11 protein-coding genes are annotated in these 17,922 nt (G+C 57.7%); 6 read left to right on the forward strand and 5 right to left on the reverse strand.

From position 1 onward, the window contains the following. Positions 1-874 (forward strand): RHS repeat-associated core domain-containing protein (locus tag PSEUDOMOFG3G_RS05330; protein WP_177500504.1); only part of this gene is annotated, 874 nt, incomplete at its 5' end. Continuing rightward, positions 864-1,181, forward strand: a complete 318-nt coding sequence (locus PSEUDOMOFG3G_RS05335) for a contact-dependent growth inhibition system immunity protein (RefSeq protein ID WP_139049393.1) — start codon at positions 864-866, stop codon at positions 1,179-1,181. The genes PSEUDOMOFG3G_RS05330 and PSEUDOMOFG3G_RS05335, both read left to right, overlap by 11 nt. 303 nt (positions 1,182-1,484) lie before the next feature. Here PSEUDOMOFG3G_RS05335 and PSEUDOMOFG3G_RS05340 read toward each other — a convergent pair whose 3' ends face one another. Both PSEUDOMOFG3G_RS05340 and PSEUDOMOFG3G_RS05345 read right to left on the reverse strand, forming a co-directional pair. Further along, positions 1,485-3,275, reverse strand: a complete 1,791-nt coding sequence (locus PSEUDOMOFG3G_RS05340; RefSeq protein WP_139049394.1) for a bifunctional diguanylate cyclase/phosphodiesterase — start codon at positions 3,273-3,275, stop codon at positions 1,485-1,487. A 130-nt stretch (positions 3,276-3,405) separates the two neighbouring features. Next, positions 3,406-5,484: a carboxy terminal-processing peptidase gene (locus PSEUDOMOFG3G_RS05345; protein WP_171061335.1), complete on the reverse strand. Its 2,079-nt coding sequence runs from the start codon at positions 5,482-5,484 to the stop codon at positions 3,406-3,408. 139 nt (positions 5,485-5,623) lie between these two features. Here PSEUDOMOFG3G_RS05345 and PSEUDOMOFG3G_RS05350 point away from each other — a divergent pair, with 139 nt between their 5' ends. Further along, a complete protein-coding gene (locus PSEUDOMOFG3G_RS05350) occupies positions 5,624-6,586 on the forward strand; it encodes a zinc-binding dehydrogenase (RefSeq protein WP_139049396.1) in 963 nt (320 codons plus the stop codon). Positions 6,587-6,843: 257 nt separating this feature from the next. Next, positions 6,844-9,954, forward strand: a complete 3,111-nt coding sequence (locus PSEUDOMOFG3G_RS05355) for an Ig-like domain-containing protein (RefSeq protein WP_139049397.1) — start codon at positions 6,844-6,846, stop codon at positions 9,952-9,954. Between the two features lie 246 nt (positions 9,955-10,200). On the opposite strand, the gene PSEUDOMOFG3G_RS05360 is transcribed toward PSEUDOMOFG3G_RS05355, so the two are convergent. Further along, complete coding sequence (locus tag PSEUDOMOFG3G_RS05360) at positions 10,201-10,611, reverse strand: putative toxin-antitoxin system toxin component, PIN family (RefSeq protein ID WP_139049398.1); 411 nt, start codon at positions 10,609-10,611, stop codon at positions 10,201-10,203. Then, positions 10,611-10,850, reverse strand: a complete 240-nt coding sequence (locus PSEUDOMOFG3G_RS05365; RefSeq protein ID WP_092459033.1) for a ribbon-helix-helix domain-containing protein — start codon at positions 10,848-10,850, stop codon at positions 10,611-10,613. The genes PSEUDOMOFG3G_RS05360 and PSEUDOMOFG3G_RS05365 overlap by 1 nt, the downstream gene beginning before the upstream one ends. A gap of 545 nt (positions 10,851-11,395) precedes the next feature. Here PSEUDOMOFG3G_RS05365 and PSEUDOMOFG3G_RS05370 point away from each other — a divergent pair. Together PSEUDOMOFG3G_RS05370 and PSEUDOMOFG3G_RS05375 are read left to right on the forward strand one after the other, a co-directional pair. After that, on the forward strand, positions 11,396-11,755 hold the full coding sequence (locus tag PSEUDOMOFG3G_RS05370; protein WP_139049399.1) for a DUF6124 family protein: 360 nt from the start codon (positions 11,396-11,398) through the stop codon (positions 11,753-11,755). 330 nt (positions 11,756-12,085) lie between these two features. Further along, on the forward strand, positions 12,086-16,000 hold the full coding sequence (locus PSEUDOMOFG3G_RS05375) for a hypothetical protein (protein WP_139049400.1): 3,915 nt from the start codon (positions 12,086-12,088) through the stop codon (positions 15,998-16,000). A 109-nt stretch (positions 16,001-16,109) separates the two neighbouring features. On the opposite strand, the gene PSEUDOMOFG3G_RS05380 is transcribed toward PSEUDOMOFG3G_RS05375, so the two are convergent. Further along, positions 16,110-17,708 (reverse strand): hypothetical protein, encoded by a 1,599-nt coding sequence (locus PSEUDOMOFG3G_RS05380; protein ID WP_139049401.1) that lies wholly within the window; start codon positions 17,706-17,708, stop codon positions 16,110-16,112. Positions 17,709-17,922 lie beyond the last annotated feature (214 nt).

Genomic DNA, 17,922 nt, shown 5'->3' on the forward strand with positions numbered 1-17,922 from the left:
AGGCGACCAGGTCGTCGCCGAAAGCAGCCCGCGCCACCACCGCAGCTACGTCTACGAACCGGGCACCTTCCGCCCACTGGCCCTGCTCGACGGCAAAGGCCCGAACGCCTGCCCGTTCTACTACCACCTCGACCACCTGGGCACACCCCAGGAACTGACCAACTACGGCGGCACCATCGTCTGGTCGGCACGCTACAGCGGCTACGGCAAAACCACCGAACTGGTCCACGGCGGCGGCGAACAGCTGGAACAACCGCTGCGTTTCCAGGGCCAATACTTCGACCCCGAAAGCGGCCTGCACTACAACCGGCACCGCTACTACAATCCGGAAACCGGCCGCTACCTGACACCTGACCCGAGCAAGCTGGCGGGTGGCCTCAACGGGTATCGCTACACCCTGAACCCGACGGGGTGGGTGGATCCGTTGGGGTTGGCCTGTCGGTGCCCTGGCGATATCGAAGCTGATGGACCGTTCAGCGAGATTGTGCCGGGGGGAGGTTTGGCTGCGCATGAGGCTCGAGGCGGACATTTGATGAAAAAGCACATAGGTCGTTCTGAAGCTCAGTTAAGAGAGCGCCTTGATTCAGAGCCTTATGTGCCTACCGCATCGACATTCCCTGATAGAGCAACGGCTGAGTTATCGGTCTCCAGCGTGTTAAAAACAAAAAAAACAGAAATTGATGAGTTTTTGAAAAAACCTGAAAAGAAATTATTGTTGCAGCAATCTTTTCCTGCTCCAGTTGGAGTCGGTGTTATACGGAAAAGTGGAGAGCTGGAACCTCTATCTGTTGTGGTGTTGGTGCTTAAAAAATCCAAAGAATCACCTATTGGATATAATTTGCTTACGGGATATGTTGAAAAAAATGAAAAATAATTATCCGGAACTCTTTCAATTCTTTGGCTGTTACTTTCATCAAGACTGGATGTGCGAATCATCCGAGCCTGATGACGTAGTGAATTTGTTTGTATCGGAGTCGGTGCCGCAAACTATTGAGGCGGTAAAAAAAGAAATTCTGACATTGTTAATTATGAATTTTGGAGAGGAGGAGCTTCGAGAGTTTCTTATGGATGAAATGCCGTGCAATTATTGTTATTGGCTGGACTGGGAATCCGCTGAAGCTTGGCTGAACCACATTCTTGAAATTCTTAGCAGTAATAATGTCGATCTTGACGAATGCTAGTTTGTCGTCGCAGCAGTGCTTGGCTTAGCGGCTGTCATAAAGCATGACGTGTTAACTGTAGCACCAAGTTCAATAGTTTCAGAATGAAACATCAAGCTATAAATGAAGCTAACACACCACTGAACCGCTTTTGTGGCGAGGGAGCTTGCTCCCGCTGGGCTGCGAAGCGGCCCTAAAACAGCCTACTCGATCAACCAGGCACACCGAGGTGTGTGCAGAAGGGGGCTGCTGCGCAGCCCAGCGGGAGCAAGCTCCCTCGCCACAGGGGTTATCGCCAGGCGTTCAGGCCAATGCGGGACTCACTCACACCGACAACCCCAACCCCACCACAACCTCCCGCTCAGCCAAACCATCAACCAAGTACACGCTCCCCCCCAAAATCTCCTTGGCATGATGCTTGGCCTGCGAAGCCAGTTCCGCCAACTGGCTGGCATCCAGTTCCCCACAGGCTTCAGCCCGCAAATGCACCACCCCAATCGACAGCGACAGCAAGGCAAATTCCTGTCGAACGCCCTGCCGATTCAGCGCGGTGAAGCAGCCGGCTTCCAGATGCTCGGGGCGGTAGAAGCGGCGGCAGTGGGTCTGGAAGTCGCTCAGTAGTTGATTCAGGCGTTTGCGCCAGTCTTCCGGACCGAGGACCAGCAGGAAGTCGTCGCCGCCGATGTGACCGACGAAGTCGCGGCTGGGATCGATGCGTTCGTTCAGGCATTGGGCCAGGCACAGCAGGACTTCATCGCCGCGGCCGTAGCCGTAGATGTCGTTGAAGGGTTTGAAGCTGTCGATGTCCACGTAGCAGATCACTGATTCCTGTCGTTGTTGCAGCAGGCGTGTCAGGCATTGTTGGATCGGCACGTTACCCGGCAGCAGGGTCAGCGGGTTGGCGTAGCGGGCCTGTTGGATTTTCAGTTCGGTGATGAGCTTGAGCACGTCGATCACCCGGCCCAAGCCCAGGTAACTGCCGTTGAGGGTGATGATGAAGTCTTCTTCGATGCGTTGTCGGGCGCGGCTGGTGATGAGGCGGCTAACCTGTTGCAACGATTGGTTCAGTTCCACCGCCAGGAAGTCATCGCTCATCAGGCGGCTGATGGGTTTGCGGGCGAACAGGTCGGTGGCGAAGGGTTTGAGCAAGGCATCCGAAAGGGAGTGACGATGGACGATGCCGCAGGGCTGGTCCTGATCGTCCAGTACCGCCAGGGAGTTGAGGTTGGCCTGGCGTCGAAACGCCTCCAGCACGGTGGCCGTCGGCGTGTCGTGGGCCACCGCCGGTTGTTCGTTGAGCAGCGCCCCGAGGTCGTTGACTTCGTCGGTCAATGCCACCGCGCCGCCGGCGTCCTGCCGGGGCATCAGCGCCCTGGCGTCACGGGAGGGCTGCTCCTGTGGGCGAGCGAGCAGATAACCCTGAACCAGGTCGACGCCCATCTCTATCAATACCGCCAGTTCTTCCGGCAGTTCGATTCCCTCGGCAATCACCTGGGCGCGGGAAGCCCGGGCGATTTTCAGGATCGAGCCGACAAATTCGCGCTTGAGGGCGTCCTGGTGAATACCGTCGATGAAGTGCCGGTCGATCTTCACATAATCGGGGCGCAATTCGGACCACAGCCGCAGGCTCGAATACCCGGCGCCCAGATCGTCCAGGGCGATGGAGAAACCCATGGCCCGATAATGATGCAGGGCGGTTTGCAGGAGTTGAAAGTCATCGATCGGCGTTTGTTCGGTCAGTTCGATCACCACCTGGCTGGGCGGGATGCCGAAATCTTGCAACAGTTGCAAGGTGCGTCCGGTCTGGTGGGCGGCTTCGAGCAGGGATTCGGGCGAGACGTTGAGGAACAGCTTGCCCGGCAGTTTCTGCTCATTGAAACGTTGGCAGGCGCTGCGTCGGCAGGCCAGTTCCAGCTCACTGAGGCGTCCGGCCTGGCGGGCCACGGAAAGCAGGGCGATGGGCGAGTGCAGCGGGCTGTTGGACGGGCCCCGGGTCAGGGCTTCATAACCGACGATGCGCCGTTCGGAAAGGCAAATGATGGGTTGGAACAGGCTGTGTAAACCGCTTTGAGCCAGGATCGAACTCAAGGCACTCAGCTGTTCTGTCGTGGTCATGGCAATCTCTGGCGATAAAAAAAGGACTGGGCGCCACCCGTTCAAGGGGGCGCCCGGTCCTGTATTTCACGACAGAATGATGTCAGTTTGATGACGCTCCGGGGAGCGTCAGCATTAAATGGCCATCATGTCAGTGCTTGGCAATCGCCGTGTTGAGTTTCAGGTAATCGATGAGGATACGACCGGTCTCGCTCAGGTAGGCATCGTCTTCCGGTTTGGTTTTTTCCGGCTCGGCGATCAGGTCTTCATCCTCTTTCTTCAGTTCCTTGAGCGGCTCTTCACCCTTGGCCTTGCGTCGCAGGTTTTCCATGGTCAGTTGCTTGGCTTCGATGTCGGCATGCTGTGCGCGACGCTCGGCTTCGTTGAGGGTGACGGTTTTCTCCAGCATCAACTTCTGCGCCAAAGCCAGCTTGTCGCGAATGAAGACAAACTCCGCGTCCTGGGACGTGCGAGCGTCATGATCGGACTTGAGTTGCGCCAGGAATGGCTTGAACGGATCCACCGCCGGCTTGATCGCAGGCCGGATGGTGTCCCACGGCATGGCCTCGGGCAGGGCGCTTTCACCGATTTCCTTGGTGTCGATGATCGACGGGTAATCGATGTCCGGCAGTACACCCTGGTGCTGGGTGCTCTGGCCGGAAACCCGGTAGAACTTGGCCAGGGTCAGCTTCAGTTCGCCATGGTTGAGCGGCTGGATGGTCTGCACGGTGCCTTTGCCGAAGGTCTGGCCGCCGATGATCAGTGCCCGGTGATAGTCCTGCATGGCGCCGGCGAAAATCTCCGATGCCGATGCCGACAGACGGTTGACCAGCAAGGCCATTGGGCCTTTGTAGAACGCCCCCGGATTTTCATCCTCGAGCACATCCACGCGGCCATCGGCGTTACGCACGAGCACGGTCGGGCCCTTGTCGATGAACAGGCTGGTCAGTTCCGTAGCTTCCTGAAGGGAGCCGCCGCCGTTGTTGCGCAAGTCGATGACGACACCGTCGACTTTTTCCTTCTGCAACTCGGTCAGCAGCTTCTTCACATCGCGCGTGGTGCTCTTGTAGTTCGGATCACCGGCGCGGAAGGCCTTGAAGTCCAGATAGAAAGCCGGGATCTCGATCACACCGAGCTTGTAGTCCTTGCCGTCCTGTTTCAGTTTGAGGACGGATTTTTTTGCAGCCTGCTCTTCCAGCTTCACCGCTTCACGGGTGATGGCCACGACTTTGCTGGTCTGGTCGTTCGGCGCATTGCTGGCCGGGATGACTTCCAGGCGCACCACCGAGCCTTTCGGGCCGCGGATCAGCTTGACCACTTCGTCCAGGCGCCAGCCGACCACGTCGACCATTTCCTTGTTGCCCTGGGCGACACCAATGATCTTGTCCGCCGGGCCGACCTGTTTAGTCTTGTCGGCAGGTCCTGCCGGCACCAGGCGCACGATCTTCACTTGATCGTTGTCGCTCTGCAGCACCGCGCCGATGCCTTCCAGGGACAGGCTCATGTTGATGTCGAAGTTTTCCGCATTATCGGGCGACAGATAATTGGTGTGCGGGTCGTAGGACATGGCGAAGGTATTGATGTACGCCTGGAAGATATCTTCGGCGCGAGTCTGGTCCAGACGGGCCAGTTGGTTCTTGTAGCGTTTGGTCAGGGTTTCCTGGATCTGCTTGGAGTCCTTGCCGGCGATCTTCATGCGCAACACTTCGTCCTTGACGCGTTTGCGCCACAGGTCGTCAAGTTCAGCGGTGCTTCTGAGCCAGGCGGCGTCCTTGCGATCCACCTGCAAGGTTTCCTTGGTATTGAAGTCGATCTTGTCGACGCCTTTGTTCAACTCGGCAAGGGTGTAATCCAGACGCGCCTTCACGCGATCCAGGTAGCGCTTGTAGATGATGAACCCGGCGTTCAGGTCGCCGCTCTTGAGGAAATCGTCGAACTGGGTTTTCCACTTGTCGAATTCAGCGATGTCGCTGGCCAGGAAATAGCTGCGCGAGGGATCAAGCAGCTTCAGGTAGCTGTCGTAGATGATGACCGAGCGCGCGTCATCGAGCGGCGGCTTGCTGTAATGATGGCGCTTGAGCAATTCAACGACGTTGAGGCTGGCAATCACCTCGTCGCGATCGGGCTGAAGCTTGTCCCAGCTATTGGCTGCGAACGTATCGCTCGACAGCGGCAACAGACCGAGGCCAATGACAAGCGCGAGGGTGGTGCTGGGGAACAGGTGCTTCATGCTGATTCGACGCAGGGACAATTGATAACGCATATTAGGCCGTCTTTGAAGTCGCCGGTTCCATGTGGCCCGGGCGCATAATGCAAGAAAGCCCGGCGTTACAGCAGCGGGCCCAGTCGAGACTCACTATGGAGGCACCGTGAAAGCATTGCAAGGCGTTGAAGGCCAAGTGGTATGGGCAGATGAGCCAAGTCCGACGTGTGATGTAGGGCAAGTCCGCATCCGTGTGGCGGCCGCCGGTCTGAATCGAGCCGATTTGTTACAAAAGGCCGGACATTATCCGCCGCCGCCCGGTGCCAGCCAGGTGCTGGGCCTGGAGTGCTCCGGGGTGATCAGCGAGGTCGGAGCGGGCTCCTCGTGGCAGATTGGCGATCGCGTTTGCGCCCTGCTGGCCGGCGGCGGGATGGCCGAAGAGGTGGTGGTCGATGGCCGGCATGTCCTGCCGGTGCCCGAAGGGTTATCCCTGGCTGAGGCGGCCGCGCTGCCTGAGGTTTACAGCACCGCGTGGCTCAATCTGTTTCAGCTGGCTGCACTCAAGCCGGGGGAAAAAGTGCTGCTGCACGCCGGGGCCAGCGGTGTCGGTTCGGCCGCGATCCAGTTGTGCAAGGCCTTTGGCAACCCGTGCTGGGTCAGCGTCGGTTCGGCTGATCGTCTGAGTTATTGCGAGGCGCTGGGGGCCCAGGGCGGTGTGATACGCACCGATGGCCTCGAGAGCCTGAACGACTTCGCCCCCTTCGATGTGATCCTCGATCCGGTGGGCGCGAACTACGCTGCGTTGAACGTGAAACTTTTGTCAGTTGACGGCCGTTGGGTGTTGATCGGCCTGATGGGCGGGCGCTCGACCGAACTCGATCTGGCGCAGGTACTGGGCAAGCGTATCCAATTGCTCGGCTCGACCTTGCGCAGTCGTGATGATCAGTTCAAGGCCGACCTGATCAGTGAGCTGGGGCACCAGGTGTGGCCGCTGTTCACCGACAAACGCCTGAGCCCGCAACTGGCCAGGACCTTTGCGATCAAGGATGCCGAAGCGGCGTTTGCGGAGCTGGCGACCAATAAGGTGTCTGGGAAGTTGGTGTTGGTGATCGATGAGAGCCTGAGCTGACTCCCGGAGCCGGGTGCGGACCAGTGGGAGCGAGCCTGCTCGCGATGGCGGTGTGTGGCATTCAGCGTGGACACCGCCAGCCCAGTCCCGGTAGGCGCTTTGTCGCTTGCACCTGCATTGTCCGATAAACGGCCTCTGCTTACCCCTGCAAACTGTCATTCCTGACAGTAGACGCAACGCCCCATCCGCCCGTTAATAACCCCACGGTTGTAGGCCACGCCCCCTCTGCGGCGAGCACCCGACGCAAGGGTATTTCCATGAAAAAGTCTGCTGACCCTGCCGCATCAGGCAATGACAACTTATTGCGCCTTGATCCGCTGCACATCCCCAACATGGCCCCTGCGTTCGAAGACTACGCCGGCGGCATCGGGGTCGGGCTGGTCGAGGATGGGTTGAAATGCTACGTCGATATCTGGTTCCCCAACGGTGACGGTGACGCGATTGCCTTCTACTGGAACAACGCACAAACCCCGGTCTGGAACCACACCATCGATGATAATCCCCCTGATCGGCTGCCGATTCAGCTCAACAGGGGACTTGTCCGGGAAGGCGATGTCGACCCGGTGTTCTACAGCGTGACCCGTCCCTCGCAAACTCCCGTGGACTCGCCACGGCAGAAGTTTCTGGTCAAGCTTAATCGCCCCGGCGGCTATGACGATCAACCGTCAATCCCCGGCCATTCCGGGCTGCGCTATGAGGTGCCCCAGGAGATTATCGACAACGGTGTCGGCCCCAGCGAAGCCGACGCCGGGGTGGACATCACCATCTTTCACTATGAACACATGCGCAAGAACGACCGTATTCGCCTGGCCTGGGGGCGAGCGACGGTGGAGCACCTTGTCCAGCCGGACGAGGTGGACACGGATATCACCATTCATGTCGACAGAGCGACGATCGAGGCTGGTCGTGAGGGGCAGGTCACCATCGCTTATCAGGTGGTGGATGTCTGCAACAACTACCCTGATGAACGCGCGCCCTGGTCTGCCGATACCACCGTGGTGGTCGATCTGAACGGTAATCGCCTCGATGCACCGCAGGTGCTGGTCAATGGTATCCCCACCCAGACGATCGACCTCGAACAACTGGCGGGCGCCGATGTCATTTGCCGGGTGTACACCCACCCAACCGACTATCTGGTGGGCGATACCTTGCGCCTGACCTGGGTCGGCACGCCTGCACAGGGTGATTCCCAGGTCATCGTCGGGCCGCTCGACAAAACCGTCGAGTACGTGCCGTTTCCATACGACTTTTCGATCCCCAATGAAGACGTGGTCGCCATCGCCAAAGGCCGAGCGTCGGTGTCCTACGTTCGGATCAGAAATGGCGAAGCGGATCGTCCATCGAACAATGCTTCCGTGACGGTCGTCGGCGACATCCAGCAGCCGGCCAGACCCGACATTATCGAGGCGACGGGCAGTGCCCTGGACCCGGACCTGAATTTCTACACCGTCTCAATCCCCTATTACCCAGGTCGCCAGCCCGGCGACCATCTCTACATCCTGTTTGAAGGCCTTGATGCCAGTAACCGCCCGACCGACTTCGACATTAATACGTTCGTCGGCTCTGAGGCGGATGGCCAACCGGTCCTGCGTAATGTGAACAAGGCTGAAATCAAGAAACTCGATGGCGGCTCGCTCACGGTTTATTACTGGATCAACAGCCAACGTAAATCCTTGGAGCTGCAACTGGCCGTGGGCAGCGGGCAAGCGGAAATGTTAAAGCCCAACGTTATCGAGGCCGACAGTAACGATGTGCTGGACCCGGCCAAGGTGAATCCCAATGTGGGGGCCAATGTCATTGTTCCTTTCACCGACACCGTGCCCGATGACATTATCGGGCTGCGCTGGAGAGGCTCGCGCATCAGTGCGCCGGTTGACGAGCGGCCGCTCAATGCCAACTCAGCGGGAGCCCCAGTGCCGTTCACCGTGGCTTACCGTTATGTGCTCGACAACTTGAACGGCACGGTGGACGTCGACTACTACCTCAAGCGCGGCGCAGAAGTGCCGCGTTACTCGTGGGTGCGCACATTGACCATTGGCACAGCCATGAACCTGTCGGCGCCAAGCGTCAAGGAAGCCACCGGTACTGCACCGACTCAGCAATTAAACCCGGTGGCGGGCAAGGACAAGCTGACCGTGGTGATACCGGATTACGGGGTGCAGCCGGGCGATCAAGTCAGCGTGACCTGGGCGGGCACTGCTGGAGGCGGGTCCGACACCACTCCGGCGCAGGTGCTGCCGCCTGATCGGGAAATTGCGATGCCGGTTTCGGTGATTGCCTTCAACCTGGGCAAGCCAGTGACGGTGACCTATACCGTGACTCGCGACGGTGAATCGCCGCCGTCGGCTTCGCTTAATCTGGCGGTGCAGGCCATACCCGAGGCCAGTCTTGGCATGCCGCTGATTCCGCAGGCGGCACAAAATGGTATCGGTAGCGAGCTGAATCTGGGCAATTTCACGGGCGATGCCCGCGTTACCGTCGCGCCATGGCCGTTAATCGCGGCGGGACAACGTGTTTGGTTGCGTGTTGAAGGTACTGCGCAGAATGGTTCGGACTATACGATTACGCTTTACTCCAGTTCAGCGGTTATTTCGAGCGAAGTAACAGCCGGCCTCTCTAAAGCGCTGTTGCGCAGCGAGCTTGAAAAACTGCGCGACGGTTCTGAGCTCAAGGTGGTGCTGGAGGTTACTTTCGATCGCAGCACCAGCCAGAGCGAGGCTGTTGCCTTTCCGTTGCGGACCTATACCGTCAACGTAAGTCCCCCCATGACTCTGGATCCTTCAACCATGCTCTTGGACGGCATCAAGTTTTTTCAATCGTTCGGTTTGGTGGAGCGAGAGGTTCCCAACAATACAGGTATCCGTATTCCCACCGGCGGAGTTCCACCCTATACCTATACCTCGCTTAATCAACAAACTGCATCTGTATCTGAAGCGGGCAAGGTAACCGGTCTTCGGAACGGTGGGACTACGATTGTGGTTAGGGACTCCGTCGGTACAGAGGCGCGTTATGGGGTGGTCGTCCAGAATATACACCGACTGTTAAGACGTGAAGGGTTCACGACCGCTGCGGACGTGCACGCATGGGCACGCGAAGTTGGATGGGAACCGACAAAACCTATACAGGACCTCCTTGAGGCCTTTCCGCAGAATTTTGGAACTTTTGAAGGACTGATCGAAACAAGACCCTCGGGCCCACAGCCGAATGATCAATTCACGGGGGTCGCGCATATATGGTTCTACAGTAACGGCAGATCCGCTATTTCGGCATATGTGATGACAACAGAAAGGCCTGGCTCTCTGTCCTTTCATGACGATGGTACTAGGCTATTTCCCCGTATGCTGGCATTCGAACCGCTCAATAGCTGAGGAGTAGCATTGCCAATTTGGGGACGAAGAAGCGGATAAGGGAACGCATTTATCTATCAGAAGTCCTGTGAAAGCGAAGAAACTCGCTTTCACAGCCCCGAACTTGCCGAAACTGTGTCCCACCCCATCCTACCCCCTCGGACTGCCCGTCTTGCGCCGTTGCCTACAATTACGCAAGAGTCCGCCAGCTTGTGCACCTTACTCCCCGCTGGTGCGGACCGACGTCTCGGGGAAAATCCCGATCGATCACAGCATCTCGGCACAAAACTCGGTAGGCGTGACAATCCGCGTGCGTCCTATGTGCCCACGCTGCAGGAGACCGGCGCGGCGATCACCGGTTACCAGATAGTCCGCGTCACCTGCAAGGGCCATCGCCAGTAAAAATGAGTCATCCGGATCATCGGCTTCGACCTCGATGGCCAGACGCTCCAGTACGACTGCCCGTTGCAGGTTATTGATCATGGCGCCCACTTTAGCGGGCTGAAGGATGGCCTGGAGCTTGGGATAGCGGCTGGCCCGACGGATTTCATCGAGTTGCATCCGCGAGGTCACCACTTCGAAACGCGCCGCTCGCCAGGCGCGGTAAATAGCATCGGGCGCACCGTGTGGCGAAATCAGAGCGCTGAACAGGATGTTGGTATCCAACACAACCCGCATCAGCGCTTACGTGCCCAGTCGAGAGCTTCATCGACCATTGAGGTCAATTGCGTTTCGCTCAGATTGGCTGTTGCGGCCTTGGCTTGTTCGGCCGTCAGCTCCAGAATGTGTGCCTGTACCGCTTCTTCAATAAAGCGCGACAGGTCGCCTTTGCGGCCACCGCCCTGGCTGGCCAGAAACATCCGAAGCGACTGGTCGGTGTCGGCCGAGACGGCGACATTCCAACGGATGGTACTCATGGTGTTCCCCTTGATAGGTGTTTGTGTGTTTATACACCTATCTTTTGCAGCCACGCAACGCGAGCAAAGCCTTTACTAACCAATAAAGGTCGCGGCTTCCCTCTTCCGAAAACAGGTGACGCAAAAAATGTGATGGACTTATTTAAAGCGGAACGGGGAGCATCCCTGCCGATTTTCCCACGCAGGAACGTGGGAAATGGTCAAATTGTAAGCTCCGATGTAGGACGTTGCAGGAGCGACTACACCGCCTTGCGCCATTGCCTACAACTGCGCCAGAATCCGCCGGCTTGTGCGCCTATAGGCCGGACTTTATCGTTTCCAGGTCGCTGACAAATCAGCGATCGGGTTTGGTAGCCCGGGTTGTCGGTGCATAGCGTCACCTCCTGCGAGTGCAGCCATGCACTTTGCTTTCTGGTGGCCATGCGCAGGGTCTCTTCGGAGGCGCCGGCTCCGATGCCCGGTCTACCAACCTTCGTATGGCCGCCACCCTCCGTTTGGTAGCGAATGGGTGATGGCTCCTTGTCAAATGCATCGGAGCTTCAATCATGTTCAAAGCAACCCCCAACCCACCGGACACCGATCCAACATCCCCGCACAAAACCGCCGCCGCTAAAAAACTCGACGAAGCCGCCGAGCGCGCCCTCGACTTCTATCTGAAGCCAAAACCGGAAAAGGCGGAGGCCGATCCCGCACCCGCTAAGCTCTTCACCGTGATCAACGGCATCGACACCGAATGCCTGCTCGCCAACCTCAGTGAAACCCTGGCTTCGGCCGATGCCATGATCAGTGATCTGGCGTTCGAGCTGGAGGGTTCACGTCGGCATGTGGCGCTGGGTATTCAGCAGTTGATCGAGCTGGGAGGGTTGCTGGCGAATCGGGCGCTGGATAACGTCGATCCGCGTTAGCCGGCTCTCCACAAAACCCTGTGGCGGGGGAGCTCGCTCCCTCGCCACGGGAAAGATCTCGTCGGTCGCACCGCCCTGGCTGGCCAGAACCATCCGAAGCGGATGGTACTCATGGCGCTCTCTCTTGATAGATGCTGGTGTGTTTTTACACCCACAATTTGCAGCAACGCAACGCTACCAAAGCCTTTACTAACCGATAAACGGCCTCAGTCTCCCCCGTCTACTGTCATTCCTGACAGTAGACGCAACACCCCATCCGCCCGTTAATAACCCCACCGGTTGTAGGCCACGCCCCCTCTGCGGCGGAACACCCGATGCAAGGGTATTTTCATGAAAAAGTCATCCGACCCTGCCGAGCCAGACAACAACCAACCACTGAACCTTGATGAGCCGTACATCCCCAACATAGCGCTTCCCTTCGAAGACTACGACGGCGGTATCGGGGTCGGGCTGGTCGAGGGTGGGTTGAAATGCTACGTCGATATCTGGTTCCCCAACGGCGACGGCGACGCGATTGCCTTCTACTGGAACAACGCACAAACCCCGGTCTGGACCGCCACCATCGATGACAATCCCCCCGATCGGTTGCGGATTCCTCTCAGCGCGGGCCTTCTCATCGAGGGCGATGCCAACCCGGTGTTCTACAGCGTGACCCGCCCCTCGCAAACCCCCGTGGACTCGCCACCGAAGAAGTATCTGGTCAAGCTTAATCGCCCCGGCGGCTATGACGCTGACCCGACCACACCCGGGCATTCGGGCCTGCGCTACACCCTTCCCCAGGAGATTATCGACAACGGGGTCGGCCCCATCGAAGCCGACGCCGGGGTGGTGGTCACCATCCATCACTACGAAAACATGCGCAAGAACGACCGCATTTACCTGGCCTGGGGCAAGGCGACGGTGGAGCACACCGTCCTGCCGGGTGAGGTGGACACCGATATCCCGATTCATGTCGACAGAACGAAGATCGAGGAGGGAGAGGACGGCGAGGTCATCGTTGCCTATCAGGTGGTGGATGTCTGTAACAACTACCCCGACGAGCGTGCACCCTGGTCTGCCACTACCCCTGTGGTGGTCGATCTGAACGGTAACCGCCTTGATGCACCGCAAGTGTTGGTCAACGAGATCCCCACCCAAACGATCGACCTCGAACAACTGGCGGGCGCCGACGTCATTTGCCGGGTGTACACCAACCGAACCGACTATTTGGTGGGCGATACCCTGCGCCTGACCTGGGTCGGCACACCTGCACAAGGTGATTCCCAAGTCATCGTCGGGCCCCTCGACAAAACCGTCGAATACGTGCCGTTCCAATACGACTTTTCGATCCCCAATGAAGATGTGGTCGCCATCGCCAAGGGCCGAGCGTCGGTGTCTTACCTGCGAATCAGGAGCGGCGAAGCGGATCATCCATCGAACAATGCCTCCGTGACGGTTGTCGGCGAGATCCTCCGGCCCGCCGCCCCAAGTTTTGTCGGCGTGACGGGGAGTACCCTGGACCCGGATCTGAATTTCTACACCGTCTCAATCCCCTATTACCCAGGCCGCCAGCCCGGCGACCATCTCTACATCGTGTTTGAAGGCCTTGATGCCAATAATGGCTCGACCAGCTTCGACGATAACGCCTACGTCGGTTCTGAGGCGGATGGCCAACCGGTCCTGCGTAATGTGAACAAGGCCGAAATCAAGAAACTCGATGGCGGCTCGCTCACGGTTTATTACTGGATCAATCGCCAACGTAAATCCTTGGAGCTGCAACTGTCCGTGGGCAGCGGGCAACCGGAAATGGTAAAGCCCAACGTTATCGAGGCCGACAGCAACGATGTGCTGGACCCGGAGAAGGTGAATCCCGATGTGGGGCCCAATGTCATTGTTCCCTTCACTGACACCGTGCCCGGTGACATTATCGGCTTGCGCTGGAGAGGCTCGCGCGTCAGTGCGCCGGTTGACGAGCGGCCGCTCAATGCCAACTCAGCGGGAGCCCCGGTGCCGTTCACCGTGGCTTACCGTTATGTGCTCGACAACTTGAACGGCACGGTGGACGTCGACTATTACCTCAAGCGCGGCGCAGAAGTGCCGCGTTACTCGCGGGTGCGTTCGCTGACCATCGGGGCGATTGCCGCACCGACTCTGGAAAATGTGAAGGACGCAGACCAGGTCGAAATACCAGATAACACGATAACCCAATGGCCGAACGTGACCGTGTTCGGCAGGGCACAGGGTAACGAGCGAGTCGAGGTGTTTGATGGCAGCACGTCGTTGGGGACCGTCGATGTGCCCGATAATGGCCGCTGGCAATATTCGCTGAATAGACTGTTGTCAGGGCCACATAGTCTACGTGTCGAGGCGCTTTATGGCAGCGGTCTTCCCCCGTCCGTCACTCGCCGTTTCACGGTCCGGCTCAACCTGCTCAAACCCTTGATACCCAAAGCCTATAACCCGCCGGCGAATGATCGCATCCGGATGAGTGACATATACGCCGACTCGTATCTGGAAGTTGAAGTCCCGCACTACAAGGGCATGGACTCCATTCATTCGCTCAAGGTCCGCTGGGAAGGCCGGGTCGGCTATCACGACGGCCCGATAACCCCGGTAGGACCCAACCCGGGGTCCAGGCGGCTACGGGTTCCCAGGCTGGAAGTGATCGACAATATCGGCGGTTCCGTGACGGTGGGTTATAGCGTCAAGGAAGACGATGGCACCGATACGCTCGAGTCGCAACGCTTGACCTTGCACATCGATCCGCAAGCCCTGGATCTGCCGGCCCCTACGTATTCGCGCACCGCGAGGAGAGTCACCGTAGATCACGCCGATATCAGGACCGGCTACAAAATCAGAGTGAGATGGACGATCGATGATCTGGCGCTTGAGGGGCCGGAAGAGGATCTGCACACCGGGCAGCCTTATCACTATGAGGTTCCCGCCGAGTGGGTCGGGCTGGGCCAAGACAAGACCGTCCTGGTGAACTACTCGGTCAGGCGAACGGGCAGTAGCGAACTCACGATGTTCTCACGGGTACTGAGACTGACCTTCAATGAGCCGGCCATCAGCGATATCCGTGACTCCAAGGGCAGTATTGCTCCGGGGGGCAATACCGCTGAGACAAGTGTCATGGTCACCGGTACGGCGAGCAAGGGCGAGCGGGTCCAACTCTTTGATACGGGTAACCCCGTGCCCATCAGCGCACCCGCCCTGGCGGATGCCACGACTGGCATCTGGAGCGTGGCGCTCAGCGGGCTTGCCGACAAGCTTTATGTTCTCAAGGCCAAGGCCCTTTATGGCAGCGGCGTGGAATCCTCTGAACGACGTTTTACCGTCAGGGCAATTGTCGCTCCGACGCTGGAGAGCGTGAAGGGCGGTGACGGGCGGGAGATTGCGAACAATTCGACGACGCCATGGCCGAATGTGATCATGTCCGGTAGGGCTCAGGGCAACGAGAAAATAAGAGTATTCGATGGCAGCACGTTGTTGGGTACTGTCGATGTACCGGGTAGCGGCAGTTGGGAGTTTCCAGTGAACAGATTGTTGTCCGGGGGCCATCGTCTGCGCGTCGAGGCGCTTTATGGCAGTGGCTTGCCGCCCTCAGCCACGCGCAACTTCACGGTAAAACTCGATCTGCTCAAACCGTTGGTACCCAAGGCCTACAACCCGCCGGCGAATGATCGCCTGCGGATGAGCGATATCTACTATGACCCGTACCTGGAAGTTGAAGTGCCGCATTACAAGGGCATGGATTCTATTCACTCGCTCAAGGTCCGCTGGGAAGGTCGGGTCGGCTATCACGACGGTGCGATAACCCCGGTAGGACCCAACCCAGGGCCCAGGCGGCTACGGATTCCCCGACTGGAAGTGATCGACAATATCGGCTCCTCCGTGACGGTGGGTTATAGCGTCAAGGAAAACGCCAGCAGCGAGACGCTGGAGTCGCAGCGTCTGACCTTGCACATCGATCCTCAAGCCCTGAATCTGCATACCCCGACGTACTCCAGTGCCGCGAGAAGAATCACCGTGGATCACGCCGATATAAAGACCGGCTACAAAATCAGAGTGAGATGGACGATCGATGGGGTGGCCCTTGAAGGGCCGGAAGAGGATGTATTTACCGGCCAGGCCTATCAATACAATGTCCCCGCCGCGTGGATCACGCAAAGTCAGGGCAAGACCGTATTGGTGAACTACTCGGTCTGGCAGGCAGGCAGTAGCGGACTCACGATGTTCTCGCGGGTGCTGAGATTGACCTTTTGATGGGCTGAGCTGATGGGCGATGGAGGTGGGCGGTGAGCCAGGAATGGTTCACCGCAACCCTTGGATCTGTGTGTACCGTTGTCGGCCTTGCTCAGTTAAGTGGCGGACGTTACAAACCTGCACGGGCAACGTTAACTCTGAGGACTTGCGAGAACATCCGTTGCTCACTGCTGTTCTTGCGGACAATCGAGTAATTGATCAATACCGTTTTTCCGCTGTTTTCGCTTATCCAGGCACTGGGGATATTAAATACATTGGCCTGGCCAGTGGTCACATCCTGGGTTTCAGTGTCGCGCGTTGTCACACCCACCCATCGGACCCTGACGGTATAACCAGTCTGGCCTCCATAGTTCACGGTCACTTTGGAAGCCGTGTAACTGGGGGCGGGTAATGGATGAACTGCTTGCGGATCGATATGCAGTGTCAGCCTGTCTGACTCTATCGTCTCACCAACCCCTTTTTCCTTGACGGAATAGCCGACCTCGACAGAGCGACCGATATTGTCGACAACTTCCAGACGAGGAATTGAGATCAGTCTTTTTCCGGGGGGATCACCGACGGGGATAATTGGACTGTTGTAGTTGACCCGACCCTGCCAGCGCGCCCGGATGGTATCGGTTCCATGCATACCGGTGTAGTGAGGTATTTCAACATCCACATGAGCGTCGGTATAGATATCGCTCATTTTCAGGTGGTCGCCCGCTGCGTTATAAGCTTTGGGAACCTTGGGTTTGAGTTTCCCCGGGGTGATGGGAAGGACAGCCTGGTCCGCGGCGTTATAGACAAACGTGGCATCTGCAGACGCGGTGCTGGGTAAGGTCAAACGAATGATGGGGACCACCATGCCCCCGGTGCGGTCGTAATATTTCTGTTGGTCGATTCGGGCATTCGCCAGCCCTGTATCGATGTAGAAGAAGGCCTGAATCGGCAATACGCCGGGCTGATTTTCAGGCCAGGCTTTGATGCGCAGCTCGTTGTGATCGGCAAAAGCCTCAGTGGGGATCAATGAACGAACCCGAATGGCTTGGTTGAAGCCTTGGACCGCCTCTGCATCCAGGCTGCTCGTTACCATAAAGGCGCAGGAGTGCGCGGTTCTATATTGAGAGACCTTTCGATAATGAGCCACCCATTGTTCCGCGGTGGTAATGTTTTGCTCTCGACAAGGCGTGCTATCAGCAAATACTCGCGGAGGCACGATACTGTCTCTGCATCCATACTGCCCAGCGGCATCGCGATAAAACGTATCACCGTCGAGAGGGAAGAAGCAGATCACTTCGGGTTTTATTTTTCCGGAAGGGGCATTTAAATAAGGATAAAAAATCAAACCATTGAGCCCATACCATGGAGTGCGAACAAACTTTGTATCGGCTCTCAAATAAGAAAATGAGACTGCGTCGGTTTTTCTTGAGAAGTCGCTATGATCCCATGGATCGTAATTATTGCTGGTTTTAGTGATGCGTAGCGTTACCCCTGAGCAGAGAAAGGCTGGCGTGGTGGGCGTGCCGCAGTTGGCGGCGGTATTGTGATAAGCCGTGGTCAGTTTTTGAGCTGTTTCCTCACCGGAGCGCTCATAACTACTGGAAGACTGAATGTCGGGCGGTGGCGACGGCAGTTGAGTGGCGCAACCAAATAATACGGCGAGCGCGAGGGCCGTGAGTGCCTTTATGCTGGCGTGGGTAAAGTTCCACTGTTCAAAGTACTTGCTCATGAGGGCTCCCGTCGTGGGGTGACTGTCGAGTCAAAACAGAACGTGGAGTTATTAACCTGCGGATACAGCCATGCGTCTACTGTTAGAAATAACAGGTCAAAGGAAGAAATAGCGCCATCTGTCGGTTAGCTTGAGCGACCTGTAAAGTCTGACAGTAGACACCGCATCTAAAGGCGCCCTAGAGTGAATTTCGAGAGTAATAGATAAGTGTCCA

It is taken from the genome of Pseudomonas sp. FG-3G (assembly GCF_901007645.1).
Classification (GTDB): domain Bacteria; phylum Pseudomonadota; class Gammaproteobacteria; order Pseudomonadales; family Pseudomonadaceae; genus Aquipseudomonas; species Aquipseudomonas rhizophila.

Excerpts from the sequence above, each read along its gene's own strand:
- PSEUDOMOFG3G_RS05355 (WP_139049397.1), top strand. The coding sequence starts at position 6,844 with ATGAAAAAGTCTGCTGACCCTGCCGCATCAGGCAATGACAACTTATTG.
- PSEUDOMOFG3G_RS05370 (WP_139049399.1), top strand. The coding sequence starts at position 11,396 with ATGTTCAAAGCAACCCCCAACCCACCGGACACCGATCCAACATCCCCG.
- PSEUDOMOFG3G_RS05380 (WP_139049401.1), bottom strand. The coding sequence starts at position 17,708 with ATGAGCAAGTACTTTGAACAGTGGAACTTTACCCACGCCAGCATAAAG.
- PSEUDOMOFG3G_RS05365 (WP_092459033.1), bottom strand. The coding sequence starts at position 10,850 with ATGAGTACCATCCGTTGGAATGTCGCCGTCTCGGCCGACACCGACCAG.
- PSEUDOMOFG3G_RS05340 (WP_139049394.1), bottom strand. The coding sequence starts at position 3,275 with ATGACCACGACAGAACAGCTGAGTGCCTTGAGTTCGATCCTGGCTCAA.
- PSEUDOMOFG3G_RS05375 (WP_139049400.1), top strand. The coding sequence starts at position 12,086 with ATGAAAAAGTCATCCGACCCTGCCGAGCCAGACAACAACCAACCACTG.
- PSEUDOMOFG3G_RS05335 (WP_139049393.1), top strand. The coding sequence starts at position 864 with ATGAAAAATAATTATCCGGAACTCTTTCAATTCTTTGGCTGTTACTTT.
- PSEUDOMOFG3G_RS05345 (WP_171061335.1), bottom strand. The coding sequence starts at position 5,484 with ATGAAGCACCTGTTCCCCAGCACCACCCTCGCGCTTGTCATTGGCCTC.
- PSEUDOMOFG3G_RS05360 (WP_139049398.1), bottom strand. The coding sequence starts at position 10,611 with ATGCGGGTTGTGTTGGATACCAACATCCTGTTCAGCGCTCTGATTTCG.